General features: G+C 40.6%; 14 protein-coding genes and 1 pseudogene. 11 read left to right on the top strand and 4 right to left on the bottom strand.

Features of this window, described 5'->3' with window-relative positions; all coding sequences use genetic code 11:
• Positions 1-12 precede the first annotated feature (12 nt).
• From pelF to H7T98_RS09025, 11 genes are all read left to right on the top strand, one after another.
• A complete protein-coding gene (pelF, locus tag H7T98_RS09075; protein ID WP_201061706.1) occupies positions 13-1,419 on the top strand; it encodes a GT4 family glycosyltransferase PelF in 1,407 nt (468 codons plus the stop codon).
• Complete coding sequence (gene pelG, locus H7T98_RS09070) at positions 1,419-2,870, top strand: exopolysaccharide Pel transporter PelG (RefSeq protein ID WP_201061704.1); 1,452 nt, start codon at positions 1,419-1,421, stop codon at positions 2,868-2,870. The genes pelF and pelG overlap by 1 nt, the downstream gene beginning before the upstream one ends.
• Positions 2,867-4,633 carry a CotH kinase family protein gene (locus H7T98_RS09065; protein ID WP_207186160.1) on the top strand — a complete coding sequence of 589 codons (1,767 nt, stop codon included), beginning with the start codon at positions 2,867-2,869 and terminating at the stop codon, positions 4,631-4,633. The genes pelG and H7T98_RS09065 overlap by 4 nt, the downstream gene beginning before the upstream one ends.
• The gene (locus H7T98_RS09060; protein WP_201061701.1) at positions 4,623-5,351 is read left to right on the top strand and encodes a polyphosphate polymerase domain-containing protein; all 729 of its coding nucleotides are present in this window, start codon (positions 4,623-4,625) and stop codon (positions 5,349-5,351) included. The genes H7T98_RS09065 and H7T98_RS09060 overlap by 11 nt, the downstream gene beginning before the upstream one ends.
• A gap of 49 nt (positions 5,352-5,400) precedes the next feature.
• Complete coding sequence (locus tag H7T98_RS09055) at positions 5,401-6,072, top strand: DUF4956 domain-containing protein (RefSeq protein WP_002890827.1); 672 nt, start codon at positions 5,401-5,403, stop codon at positions 6,070-6,072.
• Positions 6,065-7,486: a DUF4832 domain-containing protein gene (locus H7T98_RS09050; protein WP_155123999.1), complete on the top strand. Its 1,422-nt coding sequence runs from the start codon at positions 6,065-6,067 to the stop codon at positions 7,484-7,486. The genes H7T98_RS09055 and H7T98_RS09050 overlap by 8 nt, the downstream gene beginning before the upstream one ends.
• 14 nt (positions 7,487-7,500) lie before the next feature.
• The gene (gene galE / locus H7T98_RS09045) at positions 7,501-8,514 is read left to right on the top strand and encodes a UDP-glucose 4-epimerase GalE (RefSeq protein WP_201061699.1); all 1,014 of its coding nucleotides are present in this window, start codon (positions 7,501-7,503) and stop codon (positions 8,512-8,514) included.
• 191 nt (positions 8,515-8,705) lie between these two features.
• Positions 8,706-8,942 (top strand): DUF1146 family protein, encoded by a 237-nt coding sequence (locus H7T98_RS09040; RefSeq protein ID WP_002890830.1) that lies wholly within the window; start codon positions 8,706-8,708, stop codon positions 8,940-8,942.
• A gap of 67 nt (positions 8,943-9,009) precedes the next feature.
• Entirely contained in the window at positions 9,010-10,281 is a 1,272-nt protein-coding gene (murA, locus tag H7T98_RS09035) for a UDP-N-acetylglucosamine 1-carboxyvinyltransferase (RefSeq protein WP_201061697.1), read from the top strand.
• Position 10,282: 1 nt separating this feature from the next.
• Positions 10,283-10,471: a DNA-directed RNA polymerase subunit beta gene (locus tag H7T98_RS09030; RefSeq protein ID WP_003097027.1), complete on the top strand. Its 189-nt coding sequence runs from the start codon at positions 10,283-10,285 to the stop codon at positions 10,469-10,471.
• Positions 10,472-10,532: 61 nt separating this feature from the next.
• The gene (locus H7T98_RS09025; protein ID WP_060972112.1) at positions 10,533-11,414 is read left to right on the top strand and encodes a DNA/RNA non-specific endonuclease; all 882 of its coding nucleotides are present in this window, start codon (positions 10,533-10,535) and stop codon (positions 11,412-11,414) included.
• Positions 11,415-11,493: 79 nt separating this feature from the next.
• Here the strand turns inward: H7T98_RS09025 and H7T98_RS09020 are convergent, their stop codons facing one another.
• The 4 genes and pseudogenes from H7T98_RS09020 to H7T98_RS09005 form a co-directional block, all read right to left on the bottom strand.
• Positions 11,494-12,144, bottom strand: a complete 651-nt coding sequence (locus H7T98_RS09020; protein WP_037601175.1) for an amino acid ABC transporter permease — start codon at positions 12,142-12,144, stop codon at positions 11,494-11,496.
• An 11-nt stretch (positions 12,145-12,155) separates the two neighbouring features.
• Positions 12,156-12,854, bottom strand: coding sequence for an amino acid ABC transporter permease (locus H7T98_RS09015; protein ID WP_002886251.1), 699 nt, complete (start codon positions 12,852-12,854; stop codon positions 12,156-12,158).
• Positions 12,855-12,871: 17 nt separating this feature from the next.
• Positions 12,872-13,705: a transporter substrate-binding domain-containing protein gene (locus tag H7T98_RS09010; RefSeq protein ID WP_021146932.1), complete on the bottom strand. Its 834-nt coding sequence runs from the start codon at positions 13,703-13,705 to the stop codon at positions 12,872-12,874.
• 11 nt (positions 13,706-13,716) lie between these two features.
• Positions 13,717-13,827: pseudogene (locus tag H7T98_RS09005) on the bottom strand (amino acid ABC transporter ATP-binding protein); the annotation flags it as partial.

The raw sequence follows: 13,827 nt of genomic DNA, 5'->3' as shown, positions 1-13,827 counted from the left end.
GGGAAAATGCCGATGAAGATATGTTTAATTCTTGAAGGGTCCTATCCGTATGTTCACGGTGGTGTCTCTACTTGGATGCATCAATATATTACAGAAATGAAAGAGCATGAATTTGTTCTCTGGGTTGTGGGGGCAACACATGAGCAAAAGGGAAAGTTTGTTTATGAACTTCCTGAAAATGTCGTAGAAGTACACGAAGTCTTTTTGGACTATGTTGTGCCAGATAAAGAAGAAGACATAGAGCCACATCAGTTTACAGATGAGGAAAAACAAGCCCTTAAAGATATGGTTTTTTGTCAACAACCTGATTGGAAAGTCTTGTTTAAAATTTTACAGGATGGTAAGGTCGTTCCTAACGATCTCTTGAGTAGTGAGGCCTTTTTTCAGGTCTTGAAGGATCTCTGTAGTGAGCGCTACACGCAGCTATCTTTTTCAGATGTTTTTCACACGATCCGTTCTATGCTGTTTCCACTTTTAAATATTTTATCTTGTCCACCTCCTGAAGCAGATGTTTACCACTCAATCTCTACAGGTTATGGTGGTATTCTTGCAACTTTGGGAAGTTTGACTTATGACAAACCTCTCTTCTTAACTGAACACGGGATTTATACGCGTGAACGTGAGGAAGAATTGCTTCGTGCCAAGTGGGTTTTACCTACAATGCGCCAACAGTGGGTAAGGTTCTTCTATATGTTGTCTGATGCGATTTATCAAAATGCTCAAAAAATTACCAGCCTCTTTACTAAGGCCAAGGAAATTCAGATCGAGATGGGTTGTGATCCAGAGAAATGTCAGGTTATTTCAAACGGGATTGACTACGATGCCTTTTCTCAAATTCCTTTGAAAGAACCAGATGGTTGGATTGATATTGGAGCCGTGGTACGTTTGGCTCCAATTAAGGACATCAAAACCATGTTGTATTCTTTCTACGAACTGGCTCAGCAAGTGCCAAACGTTCGTTTGCATATCATGGGTGGTATAGATGACCAAGAATATGCGGATGAGTGTTTTAGCTTGGCCGATAAGATGGATTTGGGAGATCGTCTCCTATTCACTGGTCGTGTTAATATTCGAGAATATATGAAGAAAATTGATTTTACGCTTTTGACCAGCCTTTCTGAAGGTTTGCCACTTTCTGTTTTGGAATCAATGGCGGCTAGTCGTCCTTGTGTGACGACAGATGTCGGATGTTGTCGAGAATTGCTAGAAGGTCGTGAGGATGACAATTTAGGGATTGCAGGATTTTGTGCACCACCTACTTGTACAGGGCCTCTTGCAGAAGCTATGAAGAAGATGGCGATTAATGATAAAAGACGGCTTGAAATGGGTGAAATTGCGCGTAAGCGTGTTGAAGCGATATATCAATATCCGCAAATGATCGGTCAGTACCGACGCTTATATGAGGAGGTGGCAGTTTAATGGCCGGTATTGGATTTGAATTACGTAAAATTTACAACGAGGATAACCTTTTTTCAAAACAAAAGGCCTATGCTTATGCTGGAATTGTGTATACCGGTCCTATGCTTTTGGGGATTTTACTTACAGCTGGTGTCGTTGTTCTGACAATGGTAGCGGGAATCAGTGAAAATGAGCGTGATTATATTCTTTCGAACTTAACCTACGCTATCATCTTTTCTCTCGTGATTACCAGTCTCTTTTCTCTGGTGGTAACCCGCTTTGTTGCGGACATGCTCTACGAGAAGAAGTTTGAGACTATCATTCCTTCATTTTATGCGTCGAGTGCCTTGATGCTTATGATTGGAACGCCACTGTATGCGCTCTATCTAGCCCTGGCTAGTCGAAGTTTAGCAGAAGTGGCTATGGGAGTTTTGCTCTTTGGTGAGCTTTGTCTCGTTTGGAATGTAATTACCTATTTGACAGCGATTAAATCCTATAAAGAAATTATCAAAGGTTTCTTTTTAGCGATTGGTATGACGCTTGTCTCTGGGTTACTTAGTATTTTCCTACATCAAAAGTATGGTATATTCCTAAGTGTTTGTTTGGGATATGGTGGAATGATGTTTTGGATGGTTCGTCTGATCCATGATTATTTCCCATCTAATCTTAAAATGTCCTTTGAGTTTTTGAAATGGTTTGATCAATTTTCTGATCTTGCCAAGACTGGACTTTACATGTTGGTGGCCCTCTTTGCTCATATTGTTATTAACTGGTTTGGGCCAATTAGTAAGAGTTTTGATGGCTTCTTCCGTACAGCTCCAGTCTACGATGTGCCAGCCATGTTAGCCTACTTAACGACTTTAGTATCAACACTTAATTTCGTTATGTCTGTCGAGGTTTCCTTCTATCCGCATTTCCGACGTTATTTTAAGCTCTACAATGAAGAGGGAAGTCTTTCGGATATTCAGGAAGCTGAAACTCAAATGTTGGATGTCATGAGTAATGAGCTCAAATATGTTTTTTGGAAACAATTGCTAGCGACAATTTTCATCATGTTCTTCGGAAGCGTGGTTTTGACTTACTTACCAATTGGTTTTAACAATCAAATGCATGGTTACTTCTTAACGCTATGTCTAGCTTATGGTCTCTATGCTGTAGGCAATGTGAATATCTTGCTTTTGATGTATTTTGCAGATTATAAGGGTGCCAAGAAGCTTGCCAAACACTTTGCCATTCTGACAGTAGTTTTGAGTTTTGGTTCTCAGTTCTTGGACTCAGCCTTCCTAGGCTATGCCTTCCTGATTTCTTCTTTAGTTCTTTTCATCGAAAGTGGTCAGGAAATCGATAAATACACAAGTGATCTTCAGTATCATTTCTTAGGAAGCCAAACCATGGTATCTAAGAAAGACGTGGGCTATTTTGAAAAATGGACTGAGCGTTTAGAAAACATACAAAAGAGGTGGGGGAAATGAATAGGAAAAAGAGTTTAGCAGCGGTTTTGTTGCTCTGTACGGTATTTGGTTTTACAGCATGTGGAACCAAGGAACAGACAAAAAACGGTGTGACAACTAAAAAAGTAGATAAACAAGCGGCCACTGATATCTCTAATGTACACTTAAGAGACAAAAAGAGTCTCTATGATAAAGATCATACCAAGGTAACGACCATGTACCTGACTGTACGTCGAGGAGACGCTACAGAAAATCAAAATCACTCATGGTCTGAGGTCAACCAATATTCTGTTGAAGATTATCAGAAGATGGGTGTTAAACGATACCAAGTAGCAGGTCTTCTTCAAGTTGGTAATGAGGACGGTCCTGTGTCTGGTGAGTTGGGTTATGACCAGGACGTGCCAAACGCCAGTGTTCAGATTCGTGGGGAAAGTTCAAGTAAGAACGCCCAAAAGAACTATAAAATCAAGATTAAAAAGAACAAGGGCGAGTGGAACGGCCAACGTACCATTAACCTTAACAAACACCAGACTGAAGCCCTTCGCTTTAGAAATAAGTTGTCCTATGACCTAATGGAAGAAATTCCTCAACTCATGGGTGCTAGAACGAGTTTTGTCCACCTCTACGTTAAGGATGAAACCTCTGACAATCCATCAGGTAAATTTGAGGATTATGGTCTCTACACGCAAGTCGAACAGATTAATAAAAACTATCTGAAAGATCATGGTCTGGATGAAAATGCCAACCTTTATAAACCAAACTTCTTCGAATTCTTCCGCTATGAAGATACGATTGTTAAAGAAGAAGATCCTAAATTCGACAAGGATAAATTCGAGAAACTTTTGGAAATCAAAGGTAGCCATGATCACACCAAACTTATTGATTTTCTCACCAAGCTCAACGATCCATCGGTGAAGGTTGAAACTATCATGGACAAGTATGTAGATCCTGAGAATATCCAATATTGGATGGCCTTCCAGATGTTACTTGGTAACGATGATACACAGAGTCGTAACATGTATCTCTATAGCCCACAAAACTCAACCAAATGGTACATCATTCCTTGGGATAACGATAGTATCTTGATGAAGAATGAACGTCGTTTGGTAAGTAAGGACAGCGACCAAGCCAATAGCTGGGAAGTCGGTGTCAGCAACTATTGGGGGAACCAACTTTTCCAACGCTTGCTCAAATCAAAAGAGTTCCGCAAGGGACTAGATGAGAAGATGGATGAGCTACGTAAGACGATTACTGGTGATAAGATTACTTCTATGAGTAATGAATACGCAGCAGTCATTAGACCTTACCTAGCTAAGATGCCTGACCAAATGCATGCTAAGACAACTCCTGACAATTACGACAAGATTTTGGCAGATTTGCCAAATGAGTTGGAGAACAACTACAAGATTTATAAAACAAGTCTTGAAAAACCACAACCATTCTTTATCAATAAGCCGGAAGTGGCCAATAACAAATTGAAATTAAGTTGGGGTGCCTCTTACGATTTCAATAACAGCAAGTTGACTTACACTGTAGAATTAGCTAAAGACTATGAATTTAAAGACAAGGTCTTTGAAAAATCTGGTCTTAAAACTCTTAGTGCTGAAACAGATACCTTGCCTAAGGGACACTACTTCGTACGTGTGACTGCAACTAATGAGGCTGGACAATCACAACGTGCCTTTGACTACTATGTCAATAGTGATAACTCTAAACAATTTGGTATCATGAGCTTCTTTGTCCTCGAAGATGGAAAAATTGGGGTAGATGGTTATGAAGACTAAAGAGAAGCCCTTTCGCCATGAGTTGAAATACGTCATTGGTGAACCAGAAAAGGCCCTGTTGACTGAGCGTTTCAAACATTTGATTCAGTTGGATAAGCATGCGACAAATGGTGGTTATACCATTCGAAGTCTTTACTTTGACGACTATTGGAATAGTGCCTATGCTGAAAAAGATGCAGGTATTCTGGTTCGTAAAAAATATCGGATTCGTATCTACAATTTCGGGACCAATAGCATCAAGCTAGAGCGTAAGAAAAAGGTAGATACCTACATTCTGAAAGAGGATGCACCACTAACTGTCGAAGAAGTTTATAAAATCATTGATGGGGATTATGACTTTCTCTTGAAAAGTCCCTATCCTCTCTGTCAGGAATTTTACTATGAATGTGTTAGTAACATGATGCGTCCCCGGACCATCGTTGATTATGAACGAGAGCCGTGGGTTTATGACTTTGGAACAGTTCGCTTAACCTTTGACCAAAATGTCAGAGTAGCGGTTGGAAGTTTTGATATTTTTGATCCGGACTTACCAACAATTCCAGTCATTGATCCGGAAAAGATGGTTTTTGAAGTTAAATATACAGAGTATCTGCCAAAGATTGTCCAAAGTGTCTTACCAGGGAAAGCAGACATGATGGCTGTCTCTAAGTACGTATTGGCTTATGAAAAATCTCAGTATCTAAATGGTTTTGAATACTGGGAAGATGGGAATATATAAATAGGAAAAGTGCTAAGTTTGGAAGAACTTAGTATAAGAAGGGGAATTTATGAGTGTTCAAGACTTTATAAAAAAATCTATTTTGCAGTCTGATAACTATGCGACGCAGTCACCGTTTCGTATTGTTATCGTCTTGCTACTTGCCTTGTTGATTGGAGCCTTTATCTATAAGGTTTACCAGCATTTCTTTACAGGCGTTATTTATTCACGCAGTTTTGCCATGACTTTGGTCGGTATGACCTTGCTTACGTCAATGGTAACACTGGCAATCAGTTCAAACATCGTTATCTCACTTGGTATGGTCGGTGCCCTCTCTATCGTCCGTTACCGTACTGCAGTTAAGGATCCTATGGACTTGCTCTATCTTTTCTGGGCAATTACCTCAGGGATTACGGTAGGGGCAGGTATGTATGTCCTAGCCGTTGTAACGTCTATCGTTATCCTACTGATGCTTATTGTCTTTAGCCGCTTGCAAGAGACTGGTAAGGTTTATATCGCTGTGGTTCACTTTGATGGTGAGCATACAGGTGACAAAGTTATTCAAGAACTTGGTCGCATCAAGCACTTTATCAAGTCTGAAACTATGCGAAAAGACAGTGTTGAGATGGCTATTGAAGTCTTTGTGAAAAATAACGACCTTACCTTCGTTGAAAACATTAAATCTATCGAAGGTGTCAAAGACCTTACACTGATCCAATACAACGGCGAATACCATGGCTAGAAGACGTGAGAAGAAAAGTCGGAGTAGTCGAAAGAAGAAACTTTGGCTCGTCATCTGTCTAATCATTATTACGAGTGGTCTTTATGCCATTTTTGTGTATTTGAATACCAGAAATACAGGTACCAAGTTTGAATATACGCTTTCAGACAAGAGTTTTGGGAATCCGCTCATGGGTTATGTCCCTTCAGCTGAAGAAAAAACAGTTTCTGAAGACGTTCACCTTGTCTATGTTGATATTACATGGAAAGAATTGGAACCTAAAAAGGGCCACTATAACTGGGAAACAATTGAAGAAAGTAACCAGTTTAAACGATGGAAGAAAGAAGGCAAGCAGGTCGTCCTACGTTTCTTGCTAGATTACCCTGGCAAATCAAGTCATAAGGATATCCCTAACTGGTTGGGAAATGAAATTTCTGACCTTGGGGATGCTTATAGCACATCCTACGGTAAGGGATTTTCACCAAATTACCAAAATAAACTGCTTAGAAAATACTATAAAGAAGCTGTTACTGCTATGGGACAGCGTTGGGGCAATGATGATTTTATCGCCTACATCGAACTTGGTGGCTTAGGACACTGGGGTGAGTGGCATGTTCACTCAGATGCTGGTATTCGCCAATTGCCACGCAAAGAAGTTCGTAAGGACTATATTGCACCGTTTCAACCAGCCTTTCCTAAAGCGAAGATTCTTATGAGAAGACCTTTTGATACAGGTTTGGAAGGTGATTTTGGAATCTACAATGATGTCTTTGGAGACAAATCAGCAACTAAAACCTGGTTAAATTGGATTCAAAATGGTGGCTCATACGATCAAACTCAAGAGCAAGCAGCCTTGAAAGCCATGCCTAATGCTTGGGAAAAGGCTCCTATCGGTGGTGAATTGACAAGTTCACAGTCTATGTCTACCTTACTTGGTAATAGCTTAGACGAGCTTACTGAAGAAGCTAAGGCAGCTCATTTGACCTTCTTGGGTCCAAAGGTTGCCGAAGATATTGGTGACGGGCAAGCTGCTTATAAGGAGCTCTTGAAAAACATGGGCTACCGCCTCTGGGTATCAGGTTTGACAATCTCCAAAGGAGAGAGCAAGGTGGAGATTACCCTTAATTTGGAAAATTCTGGGGTTGCCCCTTTATATGGGGATTGGCCTGTGGTATTATACTTGTGTAATGCTAATGGCAAGGTTCTTCAAGCCCAACAACTTGAGTGTCGTTTGTCTGAATTGCTTCCAGATCAAACAAATGAACTTAAGGCAAGTTTCGCCTATTCCAAAGATCAGAACTATCAAGTGAAGATAGGAATTCTATCTCCAATGACACAAGAGCCTTCGGTTCATTTTGCCATGAAAGGTTTTGAAGGAGAAGTCATGCCTAAATTAGCAACGATTCAAAAGGATCAAAAAAGCACTGGCAAGTAAGAAAGGAAAAATAAATGTCTATTTTAATTACAGGAGGAGCTGGCTATATCGGTAGCCACACAACCGTTGAACTCCTTAATGCAGGTTTCGATGTAGTCTTAGTTGACGACTTTTCAAATAGTTCGCCAGCGGTACTTGAACGTTTGGAAAAGATTACAGGAAAAAAATTTCCATTTTATCAAGGATCAATTTTAGATACTGATTTTTTGGATAAGGTTTTCACAAATGAAGATATTGAGCTAGTTATTCACTTTGCGGCCTTCAAGGCAGTAGGTGAATCTGTTCAAAAACCTTTGAAATATTATAAAAACAACATCAGTGGTACCATTACACTCCTTGAAAAAATGAAGGAATATGATATTAAAAACATCGTCTTCAGTTCAAGTGCAACTGTTTACGGTACCAATAATCCTTCTCCAATGACCGAAGATATGCCAACATCAGCGATTAACCCATACGGTTATACTAAGTTGATGATGGAACAAATTCTTACAGATGTAGCTGCATCAGATCCTTCATGGTCTGTCACAAATCTTCGTTATTTCAATCCTATCGGTGCTCATGAAAGTGGTTTGATTGGGGAATTGCCAAACGGTATTCCAAACAACTTGATGCCATATATTACACAGGTAGCTATTGGTAAACTTCCTGAGCTTAACGTCTTTGGGGATGACTATCCAACTCCAGATGGTACAGGTGTGCGTGACTACATTCACGTCCTTGACTTGGCCTCAGGTCACTTGGCTGCTGTCAAATATAATTTGAGTCATAAAGGTGCTGAGATTTTCAACTTGGGTACTGGACATGGTTATAGCGTATTGGATCTCGTTAAGACTTTCGAAGCTGAAAACAAGGTTGCTATTCCATACCGTATTCAAGGACGTCGTGCTGGTGATATTGCTACTTGCTATGCCTCTCCTGAAAAGGCCAAAGAAGTTCTTGGCTGGGAAGCTAAGAAGACCTTGAAAGAAATGGTTAGAGATTCTTGGCGTTGGCAAACGACTAACCCTAACGGTTATGAAGACTAAGTTGCATAACTCAAATTATAAGTCCCTAGAGAGTGTAAGCTAAGCACTAGATTATTTTAAAGTATCCCTAATCTAGTAGCTTCAAAAATAAAGAGAAGAGGAGTGGAAGCAGTCACTAAATGATTACAGATTTAGAACTGTCTCACCCTCTTTTTATGTTTTAGCTTAGCTTTCTATGGTATAATGGAGTCATGACTATTATTAATCAATTCGTCACTTTGGCGAGTCACCTTGTATTTATAGGATTGAGCTACCATATGCTGATTAGCCTCTTTGATTGGGCAAAAATCATCAAAAATCCGATTGAAAATACTGGTAAATTGAAACTCTTTTTGCTCTTTATTAGTATTGCCTTAGGCTATCTTATCAGTTCCTTTATTCTGTCGGTTTTAGCTTTTGGACAGAATATGGCTAGCTCAATTTCTTAAATTAGTGATTTTAAAAGACTTTTGATATAATACAAAAAGATGAAAATGACCCTTGAAAGGAATCCTTATGGATAAAATTATTGTGCAGGGTGGCAACACTCGATTAAGTGGTGAGGTTGTCATTGAAGGTGCGAAAAACGCTGTCCTCCCCTTGTTGGCAGCGACTATCTTGGCCTCGGAAGGTCAAACAACCTTAACTAATGTTCCAATCTTGTCAGATGTTTACACGATGAATAATGTTGTTCGTGGTTTAGATATTGCTGTAGACTTTGACGAGGAAAACAATACCGTTGTCGTTGATGCTAGTGGAGAAATTCTTGATCAGGCGCCATATGAGTATGTGAGCAAGATGCGTGCGTCTATCGTAGTACTTGGACCAATTCTTGCCCGCAATGGCGACGCGAAGGTTTCAATGCCTGGTGGTTGTACGATTGGTAGCCGTCCGATTGACCTCCACCTCAAAGGTTTAGAAGCAATGGGTGCTAAAATTACCCAAGTTGGCGGTGACATCACTGCGACAGCAGAAAAACTAAAAGGTGCAACTATTTATATGGACTTTCCATCTGTCGGTGCCACTCAAAACCTTATGATGGCAGCGACTTTGGCTGATGGAGTTACAACCATTGAAAATGCTGCGCGTGAACCAGAAATCGTTGACTTGGCCCTTCTTCTTAACGAGATGGGAGCAGATGTCAAAGGTGCTGGAACTGAAACACTCGTGATTAAAGGTGTTAAAGCTCTCCATGGTACTAAACATGCGGTTGTTCAGGACCGTATTGAAGCAGGTACCTTTATGGTAGCAGCAGCCATGACTTCTGGTGATGTCCTTATCAAAGATGCTATTTGGGAACATAACCGTCCTTTGATTTCAAAATTATTGGAAATGGGTGTCTATGTTAAGGAAGAAGACGGCGGTATTCGTGTTAAATCTGATGTTTCACAATTGAAACCAGTAACCGTTAAAACTCTACCTCACCCAGGTTTCCCAACTGACATGCAAGCTCAATTTACAGCACTTATGGCAGTGGTAAACGGGGAATCAACCATGATTGAGACAGTTTTTGAGAATCGCTTCCAACACTTAGAAGAAATGCGTCGTATGGGACTTCATTCAGAAATCCTTCGTGACACGGCTATGATTCACGGTGGTTTGCCACTTCAAGGTGCTCAAGTTATGTCTACTGACCTTCGAGCTTCGGCAGCACTAATTCTTACAGGGATGGTGGCTGAAGGAACAACTACTGTTGGTAAATTGACACACTTGGATCGTGGTTACTATCAATTCCATGAGAAACTAGCTAAACTAGGAGCAAATATTTCACGTGTAAGTGAGGCTTAGTATGGAAACTGGTAAAGGCTATGTTTTTCGTCAATTATTACTTGTTTTGAGTGTGTGTGTGATTGGCCTTGCTTTTCTAGCAATCGGATTGATGATTGGCTATGCTGTTTTAGGAGAGGGCAAGGATCCTATAAGCATCTTAAAACCAGAAACCTGGCAGGCAATTGTTGCTAAATTTACAGGAAAATAAAAGGGAGTGGGAAGTAATCCCGCTCCTTTAGTCATGACATTCATATAAAAGAAAGAGAACAATGGCAAAAAGAAAGACATCTTTAACAAATAAACAGAAACGTCAGCTAGTCTCGTTACTAATAGCGGTCTTGATTGCAGTTTTAGGTTACATTGGGACGAGCAATAAGCTATCGCCTAATAATCCAATCAAGCAGGTAGCTAGTCTAGTCTCGGGAAAATCCAATAACTCCGTCAAATCAAACGGTTCAACAAATGGAAAGGCTACGCCACAAGAACAGCTTGCTGAGTCAGTGATGACTAGCTCCGTCAAGAGTCAACTAGGAAACTCCTTAGAATGGAATGGGGCAGGGGCTTATATTGTTAATGGTAATAAGACTAATCTAAATGCTAAGGTTTCTAGCCAACCCTATGCCAATAACCAAGTCAAAACGGTTCAAGGACAAACGGTTCCTACAGTTGCGAATGCCTTATTAAGTAAAGCAACCAGACAGTACAAAAATCGTCAAGAAACAGGGAATGGCTCAACCTCTTGGACACCTGCGGGATGGCATCAAGTTCACAATCTTTCAGGAGAGTATAGCCATGCCGTAGATAGAGGTCATTTGTTGGGCTATGCACTTGTAGGTGGTCTCAAAGGATTTGATGCCTCGACTTCAAATCCAAAAAATATTGCCGTTCAAACTGCTTGGGCTAACCAAGCTAATAGCGAAAGTTCTACGGGACAAAACTATTATGAAAGCCTGGTACGAAAAGCTCAGGATAAAAACAAACGTGTCCGTTATCGCGTTACCCTTATTTATGAAGGGGATAACCTCATTCCATCAGGATCACATCTTGAAGCCAAGTCAGCTGATGGCTCACTTGAGTTCAATGTCTTTGTTCCAAATGTACAAGAAGGGATTACCCTAGATTATTATTCAGGAAAAGTAACGGTGAATTAAAGCAACGAACGACTCTGATTGGAGTCGTTTTTAGTATCCAGAAAACAAAAACCCACCTGCAGGTGAGTTTTTGTTTGTTTTATTCACTAGCTTGCTCCCATTGTTTAGAGAGGTAGCGAGAGTAGCTAGAGATGGCAAAGTTGACCACGAAATAGGCTAAAGCCACGATACCGTATAAGGTAAAGATTTGACTAGGTTCGTAGTAACCACCCATCAAAATCTGACTCTTACCAAACAATTCTTGTAAGGCAATAACAGAGTAAAGGAAAGAAGTATCCTTGATAACCGTTACGAATTGAGAAATGATAGATGGTAACATCTTACGAATAGCTTGTGGGAAGATGATGTAAATAAAGATTTGTCTGTTGTTAAACCCTTGAGACAAGCCGGCTTCCGTTTGGCCATGGTCGATAGAGTTCAGTCCCCCACGAATGATTTCCGCCAAGGCCGCTGAAGTGAAGACCGTGAAAGAGGTAATTCCTGCCGCTGTAGACTTAAGCTGGAAGACCAAGAAGATAATGAAAATCCAAAGCAAGTTAGGAACGTTACGAACGAACTCAACGTAGATAGAAGCCATCCAACGAAGAATAGGATTCTTTCCGTTACGCATAACCGCCAGAATAGTTCCGAACAAGGTAGACAGCACAATGATGAAGAAAGACAAGTAAAGGGTCGTCCACATCCCTTGTGCCAAGAATTTAAGGTTAGTAGCTGATAAAACTTCTGACATAGTGGACCTCCTTAGTAAGCTTTCTTATTCTCTTCTTCTTTACGACGTGCCCAAGTAGCTAGAGGGAAACACATGATAAAGTAGAGGAAGGCAGCCCCAGCGAAGGCCGGTACATAGTTAGTGGTATCATAAGCCCAAGCCTTAGCAGTGAACATGATATCAGCCCCAGAAATAATGGCAACTGTAGAAGTATTCTTAATCAAGTTAACCACTTGGTTGGTCAATGGCGGCAAGATAGTACGGACTGCTTGAGGCAAGATGATGATACGCATGGTATCAGCGTAGGTGAATCCTTGAGACAAGGCCGCTTCGGTTTGACCTTTAGGAACCGCCTCAATACCTGTACGAATAATCTCAGAGATATAGGCTCCTGTGTAGACCCCCACACAAAGGATGGCTGTCAATGAAATTGGGATCATGACATGACCATCAGTTAAGATTGAAATCCCATAGAAGACGACCACGAATTGGACAAGCAAGGGTGTATTCTGGAAGATTTCGACATAAACACGTGAGATGCCACGAAGAACCTTGTTGTGAGTCGAACTCATAGCCCCAAAGATAAGCCCAAGAAGAAGGGCAACAATCAAGGCACCAATTGAAATACCGAGGGTATAGAAGAAACCTTTGGCAAACTGACCAAAGTTAGCGAAGAAAGCAGCCCAACGTTCAAGAGCGAAAGGACTAGCCGTTTCAGTTAAAAGATACATAAATTCAGGACTCCTTTCTATTTATCTTCAGCCTTAGCTGGTTTCAAGTGATACTTATCGTAGAGTTTTTGAAGGCTACCATCTTTTTGCCATTTAGCAATCAAATCGTTGGTATAATCAATCAACTCTTGGTTAGACTTGCTTGAAGCAATACCGTACTCTTGTGTTTTGAAACCTTCTTTTAAGGTTTTAGTTTTCTTACTTTCATATCCAGAGAGGATAGATTTATCAACTGAGAAAGCATCTACACGGTGAGCGTAAAGAGAAACAGCCAATTCTGGGAAAGATCCGAGTTGAACATAGTTGAACTTAAGGTTATTAGCTGAAGCGTACTCTTGCAACGCAGCCTTAGTTGACGCCCCTTGAGAAACACCGATAGTCTTACCATTCAAATCTGAGATTTTGTTAATACCTGAATCCTTAAGAACCAAGAAACCGATTTGGTCATAGTAGTAAGGAGTTGAGATAGCGTAAGAAGCCTTACGTTCATCATTAATGGTATAGGTAGCGATAAGCAAGTCGATAGTACCGTTATCCATAAGTGGTTCACGAGTTTGCGTCGTTACTGGGATATAATTCACTTTAACTTTTAACTCATCAGCAATCTTCTTGGCAAGATCAACTTCCATACCTTCGTAGGTATTAGTCTTAGCAGAATAGTAACCAAAGTTAGGAACGTCTTGCTTCACACCGACATTGAGTGTCCCTCGCTTAACAATCTTTTGGACTGCTTTACTATCAAGAAGCTTACTAGTGTCTTCCGCCTTAGTCTTGTGACTCGTGATAAGAAAAATAGTGAGAATTGCCAAGCTTGCAACGGTTAGGTAACGTAAGATTTTTTTGAAAATCATAGGCAACCTCCTTAGGCATCCACTTGGACATTATCAGAGTTGTGATCGATAATCTTAGAAAGGAATTGAACCGCACGAGGTTCAGTTGGATTGTCAAAGAAACCATCCACATCCGTAGTGTC

This window comes from Streptococcus sp. 23.2 (genome assembly GCF_016648665.1).
Classification (GTDB): Bacteria; Bacillota; Bacilli; order Lactobacillales; family Streptococcaceae; genus Streptococcus; species Streptococcus salivarius_E.
This window is presented reverse-complemented; position numbering and strand designations above follow the sequence as displayed.